We start from the raw sequence: 17,832 nt of genomic DNA on the forward strand, positions 1-17,832 counted from the left end.
CTCAAGCCTGGTGACGGCGCAGGCGGTACTGCGCGAACAGCGTCGCGACCAGCATGGCAAGCAACGAAGTGGCGACGATGACGTCGGCGATGTAGTTCGGCACGGCGATGGCGCGGCTCATGCTGTCGGCGCCGACCAGCATGCCGGCCACGAAGATGCTGGCCAGGATCACGCCCAGCGGATGCAGTCCGGCCAGCATGGCCACCACCACGCCGGTGTAGCCATAGCCCGGCGACATGTCCAGCGTGACATAGCCGGTGCGGCCCGCCACTTCGATGGCGCCGGCCAGTCCGGCCAGCGCGCCCGACAGCATGGCCGTGCCCAGCATGACGCGGCTGACCGGCAGCCCCAGGAAGCGCGAGGCGTGCGCATTGGCGCCGACCGCGCGCATCTGGAAGCCGAACACCGTGTAGCGGTTCAGCAGCCACAGCCCCAGCGCCAGGCCGGCGGCCCACAGCAGGCCGGTGTGGGCGCGGGTGCGTTCGATCAGCTTGCCCAGTTCCAGGTCGGGGTTCAGCGCCACCGACTGGGGCCAGCCCATCGCCATCGGGTCTTTCATGGGGCCGTCCAGCATCATCGACACGAACAGCAGCACGATGAAATTGCCCAGCAGCGTGGTGACCACTTCGTCCACGCCCAGGCGGGTCTTGAGCAAGGCGGGGATCAGCAGCAGCAAGGCGCCGGCCAGCGCCGCGGCCAGCATCATGCCGGAGAACAGCACAGGTAGCGGCAGGTCGAAGCCCGTGCCGTCATGCATGCCGCCCACGGCCACCGCGGCCAGCGCGCCCAGGTACAGCTGGCCTTCTGCGCCGATGTTGTAGAAGCGCGCGCGAAACGCCACGGCACAGGCCAGGCCGGTCAGCATCAGCGGCGTGGCGCGGGTCAGGGTTTCGGACAGCGCAAAGCGCGAGCCGAACGCGCCTTCGAACAGCAGCGCGTAGGTGCGGCCAACGGGCGCGCCCGCCCAGGCCACCAGCAACGCGCAGATGGCCAGGGTGAAGAGGATGGCCGCGATAGGCGCCAGGGCCAGCGCGGCGCGGCTGGGCTCGGGGCGGCGTTCCAGGGTCAGTTTCATTCTAGAAATGCTCAATGAGTAGGGGCGCGGCGCGTCACGCGCGCGTGCCCGTCATGGCCAGGCCGACGGTGGCGGGCGTCCATTGGCCGACGGGCTTGACCGCGACCAGCTTGCCGCCGCACAGCACCGCGATGCGGTCGGCCAGGGCGAAGATTTCTTCCAGGTCTTCGGACACCAGCAGGATGCCCGCGCCGCGTCGGCGCGCGGCCAGCAGTTGCTCGCGCACGTAGGCGACCGCGCCGATGTCCAGGCCCCAGGTGGGCTGGTCGGCGACGATGAAGCGCGGTTCTCGCGCCAGCGTGCGGCCCAGGATCAGCTTCTGCATGTTGCCGCCCGACAGGCTGCGGGTGCGCACGTCCAGCGAGGCGGCGCGCACGTCGAACTGCTTGGCCAGGGCCGCTGCGTAGGCGCGGCCGGCGCTGGCGCGCACCACGCCGTAGCGGGCAAAGCGCGGGTCCTTCAGGTCTTCGACGATGGCGTTTTCCCATAGCGGGCTGTCGCCGATGACGCCTTCGCCGTGGCGGTCTTCGGGAATGCGGCCTACTTGTGCCGCCGTCCAGCCAGCCGGCGTGGTGGGCGCGGCCGCATGCTCGGGGCCCAGGCGGATGGTGCCGTCCGACGGCAGGCGCAGGCCGGTCAACACCGACACCAGCGCTTGCTGGCCGTTGCCGGCCACGCCGGCAATGGCCACGATCTCGTGCTTGTGGACCACCAGGTCCAGGCTGTCCAGGCGCGGCGCGCCGTCGCGGCTGTCGCGCACGGTGACCTGCGACAGCGTCACCACCGGGGCGGCCTGGCCGGCCGCCGCCATGGCTTCGGCGTGCGGCATGGCGACCTTGCGGCCCACCATCAACTCGGCCAACTCGGCCGGGGTGGTGGCGGCGGTGTCGCGTTCGGCCACCAGCTTGCCCTGGCGCAGCACCGCGACGCGGCGCGACACCGCCATCACTTCGTCCAGCTTGTGCGAAATGAAGATGACGGCCAGGCCTTCGTCCACGAAACCGCGCAGGGTCGCGAACAGGTCCTGCACTTCCTGCGGCGTCAGCACCGCGGTGGGCTCGTCCAGGATCAGGACCTTGGCGCCGCGGTACAGCGCCTTCAGGATCTCGACCCGCTGCTTCTCGCCGACCGACAGGCCACCGACGCGCGCGTCCGGGTCCACGCCCAGGCCGAAGCGCTGGCCCAGTTCGACCAGGCGGCGACGCGCCTGGCCGCGGCCGGAGGCCAGCTTCCACAGCGATTCGGTGCCGACCATGATGTTGTCCAGCACGGTCAGGTTGTCGGCCAGCGTGAAGTGCTGGTGCACCATGCCCACGCCCGCCGCCAGCGCGGCGTCGGGCCGGCCGGGGGGCAAGGGCTGGCCGAAGACTTCGATACTGCCGGCGTCGGCCACATAGTGGCCGAACAGAATCGACACCAGGGTCGATTTGCCGGCGCCGTTCTCGCCCAGCAAGGCCAGCACCTCGCCCTGCGCGAGGGTCAGCGACACATCATCGTTGGCCGTCAGGCTGCCGAAGCGTTTGGTGATCCCCGCAAGACGCAGGGCGAGAGGCGCTTGGTTCATCGTGCCGAGGACTTGGGTTCTTTGTCGACGACCTGCACCGTGAAGCTGCCGTCCAGGATGGCCTTCTGCTTGGCTTGCACCTTGGCGATCAGGTCGGCCGGGATCTTGCTTTCGAAGGTGCCCAGCGGCGCCAGCGACGAGCCCTTGTACTTCATCAGCGAGTACTGGCCGAAGTCAGCCGCCTTGAACGTGCCGGCCTTGACCTGCTTGAGCGCCTCGTCGATGGTGGGCTCCATGCTCCACAGCGCCGATGCCACCACCGTTTCCGGGTACTGCGGCTGCGTGTCGATGACGTTGCCGATGGCCAACTTGCCGCGTTCCTTGGCGGCGTCCGACACGCCGAAGCGCTCGGCGTACAGCACGTCCGCACCCTTGTCGATCATGGCGAAGGCGGCTTCCTTGGCCTTGGGGGGATCGAACCACGAACCGATGAAGGTCACGGTGAATTCGGCCTTGGGGTTCACTTCCTTGGCGCCCTCGATGAACGCCTGCATCAGGCGGTTCACTTCAGGGATGGGGTAGCCGCCCACCAGGCCGATCTTGCCGGTCTTGCTCATGCCGCCGGCGATCATGCCGGTCAGGTAGGCCGGTTCCTGGATGTAGTTGTCGAACACCGAGAAGTTGGGCTGCTGCGGCTTGCCCGAAGACCCCATCAGGAAGGCGGTCTGCGGATAGTCCTTGGCCACCTTGCGGGCGGCGGCTTCCACGGCGAAGGCTTCGCCCACCACCAGCTTGTTGCCCTGCTCGGCGTACTGGCGCATGACGCGTTCGTAGTCGGCGTTGGTGACGTTTTCCGAGAAGGTGTAGTCGATTTCACCGCGGTCGCGCGCGGCGGTCAGCGCCTTGTGGATGCGCGACACCCATTGCTGCTCGACCGGCACCGTGTAGATCGCGGCCACTTTGAGCTTGGCGGGCGCTTGCGCCTGGGCAGCGCCCGAGAACAGCAGCGCGCCGGCGGCGGCGGCCGCGGCCAGCTTGAGCAGGCCGCGGCGGGCAATGCCGCCTGCAGCCGGGAGGGAAAAGGATTTCATGCGGAAGGCTCCTTCGCGGGGATGGAAAGGGAATGGGGAGAAAGGCGGCGATGTCCGGGCGTCGCGGCGCGGCACGCGTGGGCGGGCGGAAACGAAGGCGTGGGATCGGTCATCGGAAGGGGGCTGCCGGGGCAGCGCGCCCCATCCGAATGGGCGGGTTCGCAGCCAGTCCTGGCGAAGCAAGTTGTATGCCATGGGGCATTCCCGCGGCAAGTCGGGGGAATCCTGATGGCCGGGCGGGATTATAGGCACCCTGGCGGGGAAGGGTGGCACCAAGATGGTGCGCACCGTCGCGGGGCGTGGACACTTTCGTGCTGGAACAGCCTGTTGCGGCCCGCTTGAACGTCCGCAGGCTGGGCAGAAGCCTAAAATTCCAGCAAAGAGCCGCGCTGGGCGCGGCAAGCCGGAAAACATCATGCAAGACATTCAATTGCTGCTCGAGCAGTACGGCGGGTGGCTCGTGTTCGCCAACGTGCTGGTCGAACAGGCCGGGCTGCCCGTGCCCGCCTACCCCATGCTGATCGCCGCGGGCGCCCTGGCCGGCGCGGGCGGCTGGCTGACGCCCTGGCTGGCCGCCACCGTCGCCTGCCTGCTGGCCGACACGCTCTGGTACGTGGCCGGAAGGCGTTATGGTTCGCGGCTGCTGGGCGTGGTCTGCAAGCTGTCGCTGTCGCAGGATTCCTGCATCCGCCAGACCCAGCGGCTGTATCTGCGCATCGGCGTGCGCGCCCTGCTGGTCTGCAAGTTCCTGCCCGGCGCGGGGGCGCTGTCCACCGTCATGGCGGGCCTGACCAATACCCCCTACCGGCGCTTCCTGGCCTACGACCTGGTCGGCGCCCTGATCTGGGCGGGCTCTGCCCTGCTGCTGGGCGGCCTGTTCCACAGCGTCGTCAACGATGTGCTGGACGTGCTGGGCACCTACGGCCCGATGGGCCTGGCCATCCTGGCGGCGGTGCTGGCGCTGTACATCACGGCGCGCGGCCTGCGCCGCTGGGTGCTCAAGCGCAACCTGCGCGTGATTCCGCGGCTGTCGGTCGACGAACTGATGCAGTGGCGCCAGGACGGCCGCAACGCGCTGGTGTTCGACGTTCGGCCCGAAGCGCAGCAAGAGGCCGACCGCATCCCCGGCGCCATCGCCGTCGACCTGCGCGCGCCCTTGCCGGCGCTGGCGGCCGATGCGCAGGCGGCGGACATCGTGGTCTATTGCGCCTGCCCCAACGAGGTCTCGGCGGCCATGCTGGCCGCCCGCCTGCGGGCTGCCGGCTATCCCAATACCTGGGCCTTGCGCGGCGGCTACGAGGCCTGGGCGCGGCACGTCCATCCCGCCTGACCGGTCCTGCGCCGTCGGGGCTGGCCGCGCCACGGTCATTCCGCCTGACACCTTCCTGACCCGCCGCCCGGCTGTCCGGGCCGTGGGCGGCCAGGGCGGCCAGCCCTGCGCCGCAGGCCGTCCCGGGCGCATAATTTCGCTATCGGCCCGCGCTTCCGACGGGCACAGGAGACAGGCATGCGGTTGTTGTTCTTGGGTGCCGGCGGCACCGGCGGTTATTTCGGCGGACGCGCCGCCCAGGCGGGCGCGGACGTGACCTTCCTGGTGCGCGAGGCCCGCGCGGCGCGGCTGCGCGAACAGGGGCTGCGTATCCAGAGCCCGTTCGGCGACGTCACGCTGCACCCCCAATTGGCCACCGCCGACACGCTGCAGGGCTTCTACGACGTGGTGGTGCTCAGCTGCAAGGCCTATGACCTGCAAAGCGCCATCGACGCCATCCGCCCCGCCGTGGGGCCGGACACGGCCGTGCTGCCCATCATGAACGGCGTGCTGCAGTACGACGTGCTGGACCGCGAATTCGAACCCCACCGGGTCTTGGGCGGCCTGTGCCAGATCAACGCCACGCTGGGCGCCGAAGGCCAGGTCATCCACCTGGGCAAGCACGCCAGCATCGTCTTCGGCGAACGCGCGGGCCCGGCCCGCAGCGCCCGTTGCACCGCCCTGGCCGACGCGCTGGCGGGCGGCGAATACGTCAGCCGTCTCAGCGAAGACATCCACCAGGACATCTGGGAAAAATACGTCTTCCTGACCACCCTGGCCGCCGCCACCTGCCTGATGCGCGGCACCGTCGGCCAGATCGTGTCCACGAACGACGGCGCCGACATCGTGCGCGGCCTGCTGCGCGAATCGCAGTCGGTCGCGGCCGCCAGCGGCCACGCGGTGCGACCGGATGCCGATGCCGCCGCGCTCAAGATCCTGACCGATCCGACCCAACCCATGACCGCATCGATGTTCCGCGACCTGCGCCAGGGCCTGCCGGTCGAGGCCGACCACATCGTCGGCGACATGGTGCGCCGCGCGCAGACGCTGGGCGTGGACGCCACCACGCTGCGCACGGCCTACGTGCATTTGCAGGTGTATCAGGCGCAGCGCGCCGCGACCTGAGCCGGCCGGGCCGCCGGGGCTCATTGGTGCACGGAATGCAAAAAACTCTTCCGTCTCCGTGAGTTCCTGGAACCGATCTGGCCGAATAGTATGGCTTTGTCCAACCTTCCAAGGAGCAAGACCATGAAAATCGCATTGATCGGAATTACCGGCCGCGTCGGTTCGCGCGTGGCAGACGAATTGCTCAAGCGTGGCCACCAGGTGACGGGCATCGCCCGCAACCTGGGCGACGTCAATCCGCAGCCCGGCCTGACCATCCAGCAGGGCGACGCCACCGACCCGCAAGGCCTGACCCCGCTGCTCAAGGGCCATGACGCCGTGGTCAGCGCCTCGCGTTTCGTGTCGGCCGATGCCAAGCCGCTGCTGGCCGCCGTGAAAGACGCCGGCGTGCCGCGTTTGCTGGTGGTGGGCGGCGCAGGCAGCCTGCAAGTGGCACCCGGCAAGATGCTGATCGACACCCCCGAATTCCCCGACGCCTACAAGCCCGAGGCTCGCGCCGGCGTCGTGTTCCTGGATGCGCTGCGCCAGGAAAAAGTACTGAACTGGACGTTCCTGTCGCCGTCCGCGCTGTTCGAACCCGGCGAGCGCACCGGCACGTTCCGCCTCGGCGACGACACGCTGCTGGCCGACGATGACGGCAAGAGCTGGATCTCGATGGAAGACTATGCCATCGCCCTGGCCGACGAAATCGAAACGCCCAAGCACTCGCGCCGCCGCTTTACCGTGGGCTACTGACCCGGGCAAGCGATTTCGGCGGCAACGTCGCCAGTGTTGTTTGCGCGCGATAGGCGCCGCCCTGCCGCCCCCTTGTGCCCCAAGGGGGCGCGTCCATTTGTGGCATTGCCGTACTGCCCGTAGGGTCGAATGCCCCGTTTTTATTTGTAAACTGGCAGACCGCCACCAGGCGTCACGACCCGAGTAGTTGTATGAGCACGAAGTTCAAATCGCTGGCCCTCTGTATGCTGCTGGCCTGTGGCTGCCTGGCGGTTGCGCCGGCGCAGGCGGCCGCGCCGCAGTCGAACAAGGACATCGTGGTGGCGTTCTTTCGCATGATGTTCCAGGACCGCGAGATCGACGAGGCGGTGCGCCTGTACGTGGCCAAGAACAACTACACGCAGCACAACCCCTACATGCGTGACGGCGTCGAACCCATGGTGGACTTCTTCCCCCATTATTTCGAACAGCATCCGCAGGCCACGGTCGACATCAAGCGCGTGATCGCCGAAGGCGATCTCGTCGTCATCCACAACCTGTGGAAAGAATCGCCCGAAGACCGCGGCCAGGCCGTGGTGGACATCTTCCGCGTCGAAAACGGCAAGATCGTCGAGCACTGGGACGTCAGCCAGGAAATCCCGGAAAACCCCGCCAACAAGAACGGCATGTTCTAGTTTTCACAGGCCACCCATGTCCGCCATCGAACCCGTCGACCTGCCCCGCGCCTATCTGCTGCTGAACCACGGCCCCACGGTGCTGGTCACCAGCGCGCATGGCGATGCGCGCAACGTCATGGCCGCCGCCTGGGCCATGCCGCTGGATTTCAGCCCGCCCAAGATGCTGGTGGTGGTGGACAAGAACACCTACACGCGCAAGCTGATCGAAGCGTCGGGCGAGTTCGCGTTGTGCATTCCGTCGCGCGCCCAGGCGCAGGCGACCTTGCAGGTGGGGTCGCATTCCGGCGCCGACGCCGACAAGTTCCAGGCCGCGGGCCTGTCTACCTTTGCCGCCAGCAAGATCGGTGCGCCGCTGATCGAAGGCTGCCTGGGCTGGCTGGAATGCAAGGTCGTGCCCGAGCCCCACAACCAGCAGGCCTACGACCTGTTCATCGGCGAAGTCGTGGCCGCCTGGGCCGCGCCCGATGTGTTTTCGGGCAACCGCTGGCATTTCAACGATGACGCGCGCCGGTCCGTGCATTACCTGGCGGGCGGGTCGTTCTTCGCCACCGGCGAAGCGTTCTCCGTGTCCGATCCGGAATAGCCCGCCATGCGCCGCGTCTACCTGGCCGGTTTCGACGTGTTCCTGCCTGATGCCGTGGCGCACGGCCAGCGGCTCAAGGCGCTGGTGGCCACGTATGGGTTCGAGGGCCTGTACCCGCTGGATAACGTGCCCCCGCCCGGCCTGGCCGGCGCGCCGCTGGCGCAATGGATCTACCGCGCCAACGTGGCGATGATCCGCCGGGCCGACCTGGTCATGGCGAACCTGAATCCCTTTCGCGGCGCCGAGCCCGATTCCGGCACGGCCTTCGAGGTCGGCTACGCGATTGCCTGCGGCAAGCCGGTATGGGGCTATACCTCGCAGGCCGGCAGCCTGCTGGACCAAACCGCCGTGGGCGTGGCGGCCGACGACGCCTCACGCGCCGTGGACGCGCAAGGGTTCACGGTCGAGGATTTCGGCATGAACCTGAATCTGATGCTGGCGTGCAGCGCGCACATCGTGGTGGGCGACGCCGCCGATTGTCTGGCGCGCATGGCGCGGGCGTAATCGGGAAAGAGCCCGGGCCAACCGCGGTTCGGGGTGACAAGGCAGCCTGCCTGGCGTCAGGCCTGTGCCTTGGCGCCGCGCACGCGCTTGCTCGCGGTCTTGCCCGCCGGCCTGGCCGGGACAGCCACTTGCGGCGTGCCCAGGTAACCCATCACCGCATCCACCACCGCCTGTTCCAGCTGTGCCGGGGTGAAGCCGGCCGGCGGTTCCAGCGCGGCCGCATGCACCAGCGATTCGATGATGCGCAGCACCACGTAGGTGGCCAGTTCGCGGTCTTGCTGTGCGATCTCGGCGCGGTGCAGTTCCAGCAGGTGGCGCATGCGCCGATGGATGTCCTGGTCGGCGCGGCTGTGGTCGCGCGGCTGGTCGAACAGGGGGAATTCGCGTTCCAGCACACGGTGCAGCGCGGGTTCGAGCAGGTGCGCATGCAGCGAGGCGCCGACGATGGCCGCGACGCGCTCGCGCAGGGTGGCCGCCGGGTTGCCCAGCAGCGCCTGGTCGATGAGATCCAGCATCTGGCTGTCGTGGCGGTCGTGCAGCGCGGCGATCAGCGCATTCTTGTTGGGAAAGTACTGATACAGCGAACCGACGCTGACGCCCGCCGTCTCGGCGATCCGGTTGGTGTTGGTGCCGGCGTAGCCATGTTCGGCCAGAACGCGAGCTGTCGCTTGCAGAATGGTCTCGACCGTCTGCTGCGACCGCTGCTGGCGCGGCGATTTACGGGGCTGCGGGATGGTGGTCATGGAATCCGGGGAACGCGAGTTTCAAACCTGAGCGTTGGCTCATAAAATTTCTGACAGGCAGATTGAGTCCGACCTGTACTGGCGGATTATGCCATCGCCGATTCCGGCGGCCAGGCATCTCGCTGCACTTCTCACTTTCCAGGAATGACTATGTCGAATTCATCGACGGCCGGGGCCATGCCCGCGGCCGGCGGGGCCGCGCGTCCCGTTTTCATGCAGATACTGCCGCTGGCGCTGGCTGTCTTCGTCGGCTTTTTCATGGTGGGCCTGCCGATGCCGGTGCTGCCGCTGTACGTGGACGGCGTGCTGGCGCAAGGCGCGCTGATGGTGGGCGTGGTGGCCGGCATGCAGTTCGCGGCGGCGCTGCTGTCGCGCGCTTATTCCGGGTCGCTGGCGGACCGCCGCGGCGCCAAGCTCGCGGTGGTGGTGGGCTTTCTGCTGGGCTCGCTCGCGGGCCTGTTCTATCTGCTGGCCGATGGCCTGGCGCCACAGCAGCCCCAGGCGGCGTTGGCTGCCTTGATGGCGGGTCGCGCCATCATGGGGTTCGGCGAAAGCCTGATCGTGACGGGCGCGCTGAGCTGGGGCGTGGGGCGCGTGGGGCCGCAGAACGCGGGTCGGGTGATGGCCTGGGTGGGCGTGGCGATCTACGCCGCGTTCGGCCTGGGGGCGCCGGCCGGCATGCGCCTGTTCGGCGCGGCGGGTTTCGGCGGCATTGCCTGGGCAACGGTGCTGATTCCCGTGGCGGCGCTGGCGCTGGTATTGCCGCAGCGCGGCGTGCGTGCGGCGGGCGGCGTGCGCACGCCGTTCTACCGGGTGCTGGGGCTGGTGCTGCTGCCCGGCCTGGGCCTGGCGCTGACGAGCGTGGGCTTCGGGGTGATCACGGCATTCGTCAGCCTGCTGTTCGCCGAACGGGGCTGGGACGGCGCGGCGTGGATGTTCACGCTGTTTGGCGGCGGCTTTATCCTGGCGCGGGTGTTTTTCGCCGGCTTGCCGGACAAGCTGGGCGGCGCACGGGTGGCGCTGGTGTGCGTGCTGATCGAGGCGGTGGGCCAGTGGCTGATCTGGACGAGCGCGACGCCGGTCTGGGCGTTTGCGGGCGCGTTGCTCAGCGGCGCGGGCTATTCGCTGGCCTTCCCGGCGTTCGGGGTGGAAGCGGTGCGGCGGGTGCCGGCGGCAAGCCGTGGCGCGGCGATGGGGGCGTACGTGGCGTTCCTGGACGTGGCGCTGGGCATCGCGAGTCCGCTGGCGGGCTGGCTGGCCGGCCACCAGGGCTACGGTGCGGTCTATGCGATGGGGGGCGCGTGCGCGCTGGGCGCGGTGGCGGTGGCGATGGCCTTGCGGGGCCGGGTGGCGGCCACGTAGGGGCGAGCGTTTGACGTCGGCGCATCCCTTGGTACGTATCTGACGGCGCCCGCTTGTGCGGGCGCCGTTTTTTGTCAGACCGTGGCGGCCATTTCCAGGACCTGGTCGTCGATGCTTTCGGCCCGGCCGTCGCGCAGGCGTTGCAGGTGGTCGGCGAGTTCGGCGATGGTCAGGGCAACCAGGCCATGCTGGGCGGCGTAACGTTCGAGGGCGGCGCCGCGCATCATGGTGCCGTCGGCGTTCATGAGTTCGCACAGCACGCCGGCGGGCCGCAGGCCGGCCAGGGTGGCGAGGTCGACGGACCCTTCGGTGTGGCCGCGGCGGGTGAGAACGCCGCCGGCCTGGGCGCGCAGGGGGAAGACGTGGCCGGGGCTGACGATGTCTTCGCTTTGGGCGGTGGGCGAGATGGCGGCGCGGATGGTGGTGACGCGGTCGACGGCGGATACGCCGGTGCTGACGCCTTCACGGGCTTCGATGGAAACGGTGAAGGCAGTGGCGAAGCGGCTCTGGTTGCGCTGGACCATGGGGGCCAGCTCAAGGCGGTCCAGGACTTCGCCGGGCAGGCAGAGGCAGACGATGCCGCTGCCGTCGCGGATGAGCTGGGCCATGACGGGCACGGTGAGCTTGTCGGCGGCGACGATGAGGTCAGCTTCGTTTTCGCGGTCGAAGTCATCCATGAGAATGACGGGACGGCCCAGGCGCAGGTGATGCAGGGCGCGTTGCAGGCGCACGGCGAAGGGCTGGGAAGCCAGGCTGGGGATGGGGGACTGCTGGGTGACGATGGTGTTGGACATTGAAACGCTCTCGCGGAATAAGTGGGCGAAAAACGTTTCAGGGCTATTCGACAGCCGAACGCAAAGCCGCTGGCCAGGCGCTTGGCGGCCCGGGCAGCTGGTTATGTGACGGCACATCTTCTCTCATCCGGACTATGACCGTCGGCTCTGGCATCTCACCAGATCTGCTGACCCCGGTGTCCTGGTGGACGCCGGGCGCTCGCGGGCTTGCCACATTGCATGGCTTACCGCCGGTGGGGAATTGCACCCCGCCCTGAAGACGTACTGCTTGTCGTGTTTTTCACGACTTTTTCGATTTTACGCCTGTCTTCGAAGGGGGGAAGAATATGCTTATTGCGGGTGTGGGTTTTGTGCTGGCGGGGGTGGTGTTCTTATGACGCCCGGGGCGGCGGGGCCCCGGGCTCGAGCGGTTTCAGCCTGGAGGTTGTTCGGGGGGGCTTGGCGTTCTAGCCAAGGGCTGGTGGGGGTGGAGGATCTTGCGGGATAGGCTGCCGTCCTTGGGGGCGGCAGCGTGGTGGTGTTCCCGGGGCCGGATTTATTCCGTGGCTTGCGGTGCGGCTTCTTGCTCGGGTTCTTTCTTTTTCTTTTTCTTGGGCAGGGCCAGCATCGTGCCGCGGCACGGGGGGGTGCCGCACAGGCAGCGGTAGCCTTGCTTGAGGGCCTTGGTGATGCGGCCGTCCAGGACCAGGCCGTAGTCGTAGGACAGTTCGGTGCCGCGCGGGATGTCGTTCAGGGCGACGATGTAGACGCGTTTGCCGTGCTTGCCTTCCTGGGCTTCGCAGTTGGGCTCGCAGGAGTGGTTGATCCAGCGGGCGTCGTTGCCTTCGTCGCCGCCGTCGATGACGCGGCCGGAGCTGAGGGCGAAGAAGAAGGTGTGGAAGGGATCGTCGGGGTTGGTGGGGTGGCGACGGTCGGCTTCTTTGGCGCTGATGCGGGCGCCGCCGTATTCGATGATGCGGGTGCCTGCGGGAATCTTGCGGGCGGCGAAGACGCCGTTGCCGTGCAGCTTGGAGCGGCGCACGACGTGCCAGGGCTTGATGGGGGTGTCTTCGGTGGTCATTGGCGGCGGGTGGGCGGTGAGACGAAACAGAATTATATCGGCGTGCTCATGACGGGATGACAGGCGTATAGTGAGCGCCGCCTTGTTTCTTACCGATACGCACCATGATTGTCCGTCCGCGTCCTTCCGCGCTGGCTCTGTTCTTTGTTTTGCGCGGCTCCATCATTCCCCGCATCTTCAGCCGGATTCTCGTCATCACGCTGCTGTCGTGCGTGGTGGTGTGGATGTACCACCGGCAATGGTTTTCGCCGACGCATCTGTCGGCGGTGCCGTTTTCGCTGTTCGGGCTGGCGTTGTCGGTGTTCATGGGGTTCCGCAACAACGTCTGCTATGACCGCTGGTGGGAGGCGCGCAAGCAGTGGGGTGACCTGATCGTGCAGGCGCGCAGCCTGGCGCGCGAAAGCGCGGTGCTGCTGGCGGCGAGCACGGCGAATCCGTTGCAGGAAAGGCTGGTGCGGCGCTGTATCGGGTTTGGCTATGCGTTGGCGGCGCGGTTGCGCGATGAAGACATGGTGGCGGCGGCGCAGCCCTGGGTGCAGCAGGACGAGCTGGAGACGCTGGCCGGCTGCCGCAATGTGCCGGACGCGCTGCTGATGGCGATCAACCGCGACCTGGCGGCCTGTCTGCGGCGCGGGGAACTGAGCGACATTCTTTACCAGGGGCTGACGCAGCGGGTGGCACAGTGCGCGGCGATCCAGGCGGCTTGCGAGCGGATCAAGTTCACGCCCTCGCCGTTTGCGTATTCGTTGCTGCTGCATCGCACGGCGTGGCTGTTCTGTCTGCTGCTGCCGTTCGGGCTGGTGGGCACGCTGGAATACCTGATGCCGGTGGCGGTGACGATCATTGCGTATACGTTCTTCGGGCTGGACGCGCTGGGCGACGAGCTGGAAGACCCGTTCGGGCTGGAGGAAAACGACCTGCCGCTGTCGGCGCTGGCCCGGGTGATCGAGACGGACCTGCTGGAAGGGCTGGGCGTGCGGCCGCTGCCCGAGCCGGTCAAGCCGGTGGATTACGTGCTGCGCTAAGGATTTGTTCCGGGCATGCGGGTGTTCGGCGGACGGCCTGCCCGGTTCGGCGGCGCCTGTTCAGGTGGCCGGTCCGGTCAAGGGCAGCATGGTTTCCTTCAGGCGTCGCAATACGAAGCAGGATTTGCTGTGGCGGATGCCGGGAATGCGGTAGAGCTGTTCGCGTAGCAGCCGTTCGTAGTCGCGGGTGTCGCGCACGGCGATGCGGATGTAGTAGTCGTAGTCGCCGGAGACCAGGAAGGCTTCGAGCACTTCGGGGATCTGGGCGAGCGCCCGGCCGAATTCATAGAGCGTTTCTTCGCTGTGGCTTTCCAGGGTGACGTGGACGATGACGGTGTCCATGAAGCCCAGGCTGGCCGGGTCGATGTCGACCGTGTAGCCGCGGATGACGCCGGCGGCTTCCATTCTTTTGATCCGATTCCAGCACGGGGTGGACGACAGGCCGACGGCGGCGCCGATGTCGTTCAGGCTGGCGCGGGCGTTCTCTTGCAGCACCCGCAGAATCGCCAAATCAAACTTGTCCAGGTTCATTTTCTTCATTCCCTCCGATTTGAAGACAAATTTACTGCGTTTGGCGGCAATTCGTGGAAAAGAAGATAAAAATTCTTCGGACTTGCCCCTAAGATGGATAGCATGAACGATCGCCTGCACCCCTCCGCCGTCACCGCGCTTGCCGCCCCTGAACTGCCCCCTGCCAACGGGGCCAAGATTCTGCTCGATACGCTGATTGCGCACGGGGTGGATACCGTCTTCGGTTATCCGGGCGGGGCCGTGCTGCCGCTGTACGACGCCCTGTACGCCGAGCCGCGCCTGCGCCACGTGCTGGTGCGCCACGAGCAGGCAGCCGTGCATGCCGCCGAGGGCTACGCCCGCAGCACCGGCCGTACCGGGGTGGTGTTCGTGACATCCGGCCCTGGCATGGCCAACACCACGTCCGGCTTGCTGGATGCCATGTGCGATTCGATCCCGGTGCTGTGCATCAGCGGCCAGGTCACCACGGCGGCCATCGGCACCGACGCCTTCCAGGAATGCGACGCCATCGGCATCTCGCGGTCAGTCACCAAATGGAATACGCAGGTGCGCGCGGTGGACGACGTGGCGGCCGTTACCGCCCGCGCGTTCGAACTGACGCGCCAGGGCCGGCCCGGTCCGGTGCTGCTGGATTTTCCTAAAGACGTGCAGTTGGCCGTGCCGCGCGATGCCGACGACGACGCGTATGCGCCGTCGCAGCAGAAGCTGGCCGCGCTGCGCGCCCGGCGCCAGGCGGGCAAGCTGGCGGCCAAGCTGCCGCAATCGGCCGTGCGCCGCGCGGCCGCGTTGATCGCCCAGGCCAAGCGGCCGATCTTCTATGGCGGCGGCGGCCTGGTGAATGCCGGCCCCGAGGCCTGCGCGGCGTTCACCGAGCTGGTGCGCGCCAGCGGTGCGCCCTGCACGCTGACGCTGATGGGCCTGGGGGCGTTTCCGGCGTCCGATCCGCAGTTTGTCGGTATGCTGGGCATGCACGGCACGGTGGAAGCCAACCTGGCCATGCACAATTCCGATCTGGTGGTGTGCATCGGCGCCCGCTTCGACGACCGCATCACGGGCAAGCTGTCCGAATTCTGCCCGCATGCGCGCAAGATCCACATCGACATCGATCCGGCATCCATCAACAAGGTGGTGCGGGTGGACGTGGCGCTGGTGGGCGATTGCCTGCCGCTGGTGCGCGCGCTGCACGCCGAACTGGGCGACACACCGCTGGATCCGGCCCGGCTGGCGCCCTGGTGGGCGCGGGTGCAGACCTGGCGCGCCCAGGACTGCCTGGGTTATACGCCGGCCGCCGACGCGATCCTGCCACAGCACCTGATGTCGCGCTTGAATTCGGCGCTGGCGGAGCGCGATGCGATCGTGTCCACCGACGTCGGCCAGCACCAGATGTGGGCGGCCCAGTACCTGCGCTTTGATAAGCCCAACCGCTGGCTCACGTCCGGCGGCGCGGGCACCATGGGCTACGGCGTGCCGGCCGCGATCGGCGCGCAGATCGCGCATCCCGACAAGACGGTGGTGTGCGTCAGCGGCGACGCCTCGGTGCTGATGAACATCCAGGAACTGTCCACGGCCATGCAGCACCAGGCGCCCGTGAAGGTCGTGCTGTGCAACAACGGCTATATGGGCATGGTGCGCCAGTGGCAGGAACTGATCCACGGCGGCCGCTACAGCCACAGCTACAACGCGTCGCTGCCCGATTTCGTGGCGCTGGCGCGTGCCTTTGGCTGGGGCGCGGCCCGGGTGGACGACCCGGCGCAACTGGACGCTGCGTTGGCGCAATGCCTGGCGCATGATGGCCCCTACTTCCTGGACGTGGCGGTCACTGCCCAGGAAAACTGCTTCCCCATGATGCCCGCCGGCCACGGCCACCAGAAGATGATGCTGGCCGAAGGCGTCTGGTACCAAGAGGAGGGTTGACCCCCACGCCGCACGCGCTTCGCGCGCTTGCTGCCCCCCGAGGGGGCCGCCCGGCCTTCGGGCGGCCGGGCGACTTTTCTAGCGTGAGAAGTTAAACACCATTCGCGGCGGGCGACGCTTGGCTTTGGCTCTAGCGTTGGCGGGAAGCGATACTTGGACTGAGGCGCTAGAACTGTATCGACAAGCCGCCGTCCACGACTAGCACATGGCCGTTGACGTACGACGCGGCCTTTGAGGCCAGGAAGACTGCCGCCCCGGCGATTTCTTCAGGTTCGCCCCAGCGGCCGGTGGGGTTGCGCGCCGCGACGCGGGGGCCGAAATCGGGGTCGGCCACCATGGCGGCATTGGTTTCGGTGGCGAAGGTGCCCGGCGCGATGGCGTTGCTGGTGATGCCGCGGCCGCCGAATTCCGCCGCCAGCGCCCGCACCAGGCCTGTCAGGCCCTGCTTGGCCGCCGGATAGACGGCGTCGCCGGCCCGGGCCAGTTCCCCTACGACCGAGGTGATGGCGATCAGGCGACCGCTGCCCTGGCGCACCATGCGTTCGGCGGCCAGCTTGGCCAGCAGGATGCCGGCCACCAGGTCGGTGTCGATCAATTCGCGGATCTCGGCGGCGCTGGTGTCGGCCAGCGTCTTGCGGTTGCGCGCGCCCACGTTGTTCACCAGGATGTCCAGGCGGCCGTGCTCGCGGTCGATGCGTTCGAACGCCTGCGCCATGGCCGCGTCGTTGCTGACGTCGAACACCAGCGGGTGGGCATCCAGGCCGTCGGCGCGCAGCCCGGCCACGGTGGCGTCCACCGCCTGGGCATTGCGGCCGTTGATCAGCACGCGTGCGCCGCTGCCGGCCAGCGCGCGGGCGATGCACAGGCCCAGTCCGCGGGCTGAACCGGTCACCAGCGCGACCTGGCCGCTCAGGTCGAATTGTTTCAGGTAGGGCAAGGCAGTCGTCATGGGGGCGGCTCCGTTCATTCGCGGAACTCCGGCGCCCAGTGCAGCAGCCGCCGTTCCAGCCAGGTTACGCAATACACCAGCGCGATGCCGACGATGGACAGCAGCGTGACGGCCGCGAACATGTCGGTGGCGTTCAGGGTCGCCAGCGCGGTGATCATCAAATAGCCCATGCCGGTGGTCGAGCCGACGAATTCGGCCAGCACCACGCCGATGAGCGCGAAGCTGATGGCGTTGGGCAGCGCCGCGAAGGTCCAGGCGGCCGCGGTGGGAATGCGCACGCGCCACAGGATCTGGCGCGGCGATCCGCCCAGCGTGCGGCAGAAGTCGACCAGCTCGCGTTCGACGCTGCGTCCGCCCTTGTAGGTGTTGAAGAACACCAGGAAGAACACCACGAACCACGACGTCACCACCTTGGACGCCAGGCCCAGGCCGAAGAACATGGTGATCAGCGGTACGAAGGCAATGCGCGGCATCGAGTTGAACGCCACGATGAAGGGGTTGAAGACATCCGCCAGAAAGCGGCTGCGGCTGAGCGTCATGCCGACGATGAAGCCGCTGCCCACGCCCACCACCAGCCCCACCAGCGTGGCCTGCAGCGTCAGCCACAGGTGCGGCCAGACCGAGCGCGGGCCGGGTTGCAGCCATTCCCAGAGCCGCACGGCCACGCGCGATGGCTGGCTGATGAAGAACGGGTCGAACAGGGTGTTCTGCGTGAACCAGGGAATACGCGTCAGCGTTTCCCACGACCCGAGGATGACGGCAAGAATCAGCACCTGCCACAGCGTGATGCGCACGCGCCGCGCGGCGCTGGCGCGGCGGTCCAGCCGCAGCTGGTCCTGCAGGGAATCGGCGATAGGGGTAGCGTTCATAAA

At 67.8% G+C, this 17,832-nt stretch carries 18 protein-coding genes and 1 riboswitch; of the genes, 9 read left to right on the forward strand and 9 right to left on the reverse strand.

What is annotated here, in order from left to right; translation table 11 throughout:
- Position 1 precedes the first annotated feature (1 nt).
- The 3 genes from AC6LJ2_RS20960 to AC6LJ2_RS20970 are packed head-to-tail and all read right to left on the reverse strand — an operon-like array spanning position 2 to position 3,670.
- A complete protein-coding gene (locus AC6LJ2_RS20960) occupies positions 2 to 1,075 on the reverse strand; it encodes an ABC transporter permease (RefSeq protein ID WP_263915678.1) in 1,074 nt (357 codons plus the stop codon).
- Between the two features lie 34 nt (positions 1,076 to 1,109).
- Entirely contained in the window at positions 1,110 to 2,639 is a 1,530-nt protein-coding gene (locus tag AC6LJ2_RS20965; protein WP_498152099.1) for an ABC transporter ATP-binding protein, read from the reverse strand.
- A complete protein-coding gene (locus tag AC6LJ2_RS20970; protein ID WP_498152100.1) occupies positions 2,636 to 3,670 on the reverse strand; it encodes a BMP family protein in 1,035 nt (344 codons plus the stop codon). The genes AC6LJ2_RS20965 and AC6LJ2_RS20970 overlap by 4 nt, the downstream gene beginning before the upstream one ends.
- A 415-nt stretch (positions 3,671 to 4,085) precedes the next feature.
- Between AC6LJ2_RS20970 and AC6LJ2_RS20975 the strand changes: the two genes are divergently transcribed.
- From AC6LJ2_RS20975 to AC6LJ2_RS21000, 6 genes are all read left to right on the forward strand, one after another.
- The gene (locus AC6LJ2_RS20975) at positions 4,086 to 5,000 is read left to right on the forward strand and encodes a VTT domain-containing protein (RefSeq protein ID WP_263915681.1); all 915 of its coding nucleotides are present in this window, start codon (positions 4,086 to 4,088) and stop codon (positions 4,998 to 5,000) included.
- A 177-nt stretch (positions 5,001 to 5,177) separates the two neighbouring features.
- The gene (gene panE / locus AC6LJ2_RS20980; RefSeq protein WP_498152101.1) at positions 5,178 to 6,104 is read left to right on the forward strand and encodes a 2-dehydropantoate 2-reductase; all 927 of its coding nucleotides are present in this window, start codon (positions 5,178 to 5,180) and stop codon (positions 6,102 to 6,104) included.
- A gap of 123 nt (positions 6,105 to 6,227) precedes the next feature.
- A complete protein-coding gene (locus AC6LJ2_RS20985) occupies positions 6,228 to 6,839 on the forward strand; it encodes an NAD(P)-dependent oxidoreductase (protein ID WP_263915683.1) in 612 nt (203 codons plus the stop codon).
- A gap of 191 nt (positions 6,840 to 7,030) precedes the next feature.
- Positions 7,031 to 7,492, forward strand: coding sequence for a nuclear transport factor 2 family protein (locus AC6LJ2_RS20990; protein ID WP_263915684.1), 462 nt, complete (start codon positions 7,031 to 7,033; stop codon positions 7,490 to 7,492).
- 16 nt (positions 7,493 to 7,508) lie between these two features.
- Positions 7,509 to 8,078 carry a flavin reductase family protein gene (locus AC6LJ2_RS20995; RefSeq protein WP_263915685.1) on the forward strand — a complete coding sequence of 190 codons (570 nt, stop codon included), beginning with the start codon at positions 7,509 to 7,511 and terminating at the stop codon, positions 8,076 to 8,078.
- A 6-nt stretch (positions 8,079 to 8,084) separates the two neighbouring features.
- Positions 8,085 to 8,582, forward strand: coding sequence for a nucleoside 2-deoxyribosyltransferase (locus tag AC6LJ2_RS21000; protein ID WP_263915686.1), 498 nt, complete (start codon positions 8,085 to 8,087; stop codon positions 8,580 to 8,582).
- Between the two features lie 56 nt (positions 8,583 to 8,638).
- On the opposite strand, the gene AC6LJ2_RS21005 is transcribed toward AC6LJ2_RS21000, so the two are convergent.
- Positions 8,639 to 9,325 carry a TetR/AcrR family transcriptional regulator gene (locus AC6LJ2_RS21005; protein WP_498152102.1) on the reverse strand — a complete coding sequence of 229 codons (687 nt, stop codon included), beginning with the start codon at positions 9,323 to 9,325 and terminating at the stop codon, positions 8,639 to 8,641.
- A gap of 150 nt (positions 9,326 to 9,475) precedes the next feature.
- On the opposite strand from AC6LJ2_RS21005, the gene AC6LJ2_RS21010 reads away from it, so the two are divergent.
- Positions 9,476 to 10,687 carry an arabinose transporter gene (locus AC6LJ2_RS21010; protein ID WP_498152103.1) on the forward strand — a complete coding sequence of 404 codons (1,212 nt, stop codon included), beginning with the start codon at positions 9,476 to 9,478 and terminating at the stop codon, positions 10,685 to 10,687.
- Positions 10,688 to 10,761: 74 nt separating this feature from the next.
- Here the strand turns inward: AC6LJ2_RS21010 and ribB are convergent, their stop codons facing one another.
- Together ribB and AC6LJ2_RS21020 are read right to left on the reverse strand one after the other, a co-directional pair.
- A complete protein-coding gene (ribB, locus tag AC6LJ2_RS21015; protein ID WP_498152104.1) occupies positions 10,762 to 11,481 on the reverse strand; it encodes a 3,4-dihydroxy-2-butanone-4-phosphate synthase in 720 nt (239 codons plus the stop codon).
- 111 nt (positions 11,482 to 11,592) lie between these two features.
- Positions 11,593 to 11,746: riboswitch (FMN riboswitch) on the reverse strand.
- 270 nt (positions 11,747 to 12,016) lie between these two features.
- Positions 12,017 to 12,541, reverse strand: a complete 525-nt coding sequence (locus tag AC6LJ2_RS21020) for an SET domain-containing protein (RefSeq protein WP_498152105.1) — start codon at positions 12,539 to 12,541, stop codon at positions 12,017 to 12,019.
- 104 nt (positions 12,542 to 12,645) lie between these two features.
- Between AC6LJ2_RS21020 and AC6LJ2_RS21025 the strand changes: the two genes are divergently transcribed.
- Positions 12,646 to 13,566, forward strand: a complete 921-nt coding sequence (locus AC6LJ2_RS21025) for a bestrophin family protein (protein WP_263912715.1) — start codon at positions 12,646 to 12,648, stop codon at positions 13,564 to 13,566.
- A gap of 60 nt (positions 13,567 to 13,626) precedes the next feature.
- On the opposite strand, the gene AC6LJ2_RS21030 is transcribed toward AC6LJ2_RS21025, so the two are convergent.
- Complete coding sequence (locus AC6LJ2_RS21030) at positions 13,627 to 14,097, reverse strand: Lrp/AsnC family transcriptional regulator (RefSeq protein WP_025141110.1); 471 nt, start codon at positions 14,095 to 14,097, stop codon at positions 13,627 to 13,629.
- Between the two features lie 93 nt (positions 14,098 to 14,190).
- Here AC6LJ2_RS21030 and ilvB point away from each other — a divergent pair, with 93 nt between their 5' ends.
- The gene (gene ilvB / locus AC6LJ2_RS21035; RefSeq protein WP_498152106.1) at positions 14,191 to 16,011 is read left to right on the forward strand and encodes a biosynthetic-type acetolactate synthase large subunit; all 1,821 of its coding nucleotides are present in this window, start codon (positions 14,191 to 14,193) and stop codon (positions 16,009 to 16,011) included.
- A 166-nt stretch (positions 16,012 to 16,177) separates the two neighbouring features.
- Here the strand turns inward: ilvB and AC6LJ2_RS21040 are convergent, their stop codons facing one another.
- Both AC6LJ2_RS21040 and AC6LJ2_RS21045 read right to left on the reverse strand, forming a co-directional pair.
- Positions 16,178 to 16,960 carry an SDR family oxidoreductase gene (locus tag AC6LJ2_RS21040; RefSeq protein WP_445657903.1) on the reverse strand — a complete coding sequence of 261 codons (783 nt, stop codon included), beginning with the start codon at positions 16,958 to 16,960 and terminating at the stop codon, positions 16,178 to 16,180.
- Positions 16,961 to 16,974: 14 nt separating this feature from the next.
- Positions 16,975 to 17,829: an ABC transporter permease gene (locus AC6LJ2_RS21045; RefSeq protein ID WP_025141107.1), complete on the reverse strand. Its 855-nt coding sequence runs from the start codon at positions 17,827 to 17,829 to the stop codon at positions 16,975 to 16,977.
- Positions 17,830 to 17,832 lie beyond the last annotated feature (3 nt).

Source organism: Achromobacter sp. 1014246743 (assembly GCF_059760725.1).

Bases quoted from the DNA above. Each gene is read 5' to 3' on its own strand.
- AC6LJ2_RS20960 (WP_263915678.1), bottom strand. From the start codon at position 1,075: ATGAAACTGACCCTGGAACGCCGCCCCGAGCCCAGCCGCGCCGCGCTG.
- AC6LJ2_RS20965 (WP_498152099.1), bottom strand. From the start codon at position 2,639: ATGAACCAAGCGCCTCTCGCCCTGCGTCTTGCGGGGATCACCAAACGC.
- AC6LJ2_RS20970 (WP_498152100.1), bottom strand. From the start codon at position 3,670: ATGAAATCCTTTTCCCTCCCGGCTGCAGGCGGCATTGCCCGCCGCGGC.
- AC6LJ2_RS20975 (WP_263915681.1), top strand. From the start codon at position 4,086: ATGCAAGACATTCAATTGCTGCTCGAGCAGTACGGCGGGTGGCTCGTG.
- panE (WP_498152101.1), top strand. From the start codon at position 5,178: ATGCGGTTGTTGTTCTTGGGTGCCGGCGGCACCGGCGGTTATTTCGGC.
- AC6LJ2_RS20985 (WP_263915683.1), top strand. From the start codon at position 6,228: ATGAAAATCGCATTGATCGGAATTACCGGCCGCGTCGGTTCGCGCGTG.
- AC6LJ2_RS20990 (WP_263915684.1), top strand. From the start codon at position 7,031: ATGAGCACGAAGTTCAAATCGCTGGCCCTCTGTATGCTGCTGGCCTGT.
- AC6LJ2_RS20995 (WP_263915685.1), top strand. From the start codon at position 7,509: ATGTCCGCCATCGAACCCGTCGACCTGCCCCGCGCCTATCTGCTGCTG.
- AC6LJ2_RS21000 (WP_263915686.1), top strand. From the start codon at position 8,085: ATGCGCCGCGTCTACCTGGCCGGTTTCGACGTGTTCCTGCCTGATGCC.
- AC6LJ2_RS21005 (WP_498152102.1), bottom strand. From the start codon at position 9,325: ATGACCACCATCCCGCAGCCCCGTAAATCGCCGCGCCAGCAGCGGTCG.
- AC6LJ2_RS21010 (WP_498152103.1), top strand. From the start codon at position 9,476: ATGTCGAATTCATCGACGGCCGGGGCCATGCCCGCGGCCGGCGGGGCC.
- ribB (WP_498152104.1), bottom strand. From the start codon at position 11,481: ATGTCCAACACCATCGTCACCCAGCAGTCCCCCATCCCCAGCCTGGCT.
- AC6LJ2_RS21020 (WP_498152105.1), bottom strand. From the start codon at position 12,541: ATGACCACCGAAGACACCCCCATCAAGCCCTGGCACGTCGTGCGCCGC.
- AC6LJ2_RS21025 (WP_263912715.1), top strand. From the start codon at position 12,646: ATGATTGTCCGTCCGCGTCCTTCCGCGCTGGCTCTGTTCTTTGTTTTG.
- AC6LJ2_RS21030 (WP_025141110.1), bottom strand. From the start codon at position 14,097: ATGAACCTGGACAAGTTTGATTTGGCGATTCTGCGGGTGCTGCAAGAG.
- ilvB (WP_498152106.1), top strand. From the start codon at position 14,191: ATGGATAGCATGAACGATCGCCTGCACCCCTCCGCCGTCACCGCGCTT.
- AC6LJ2_RS21040 (WP_445657903.1), bottom strand. From the start codon at position 16,960: ATGACGACTGCCTTGCCCTACCTGAAACAATTCGACCTGAGCGGCCAG.
- AC6LJ2_RS21045 (WP_025141107.1), bottom strand. From the start codon at position 17,829: ATGAACGCTACCCCTATCGCCGATTCCCTGCAGGACCAGCTGCGGCTG.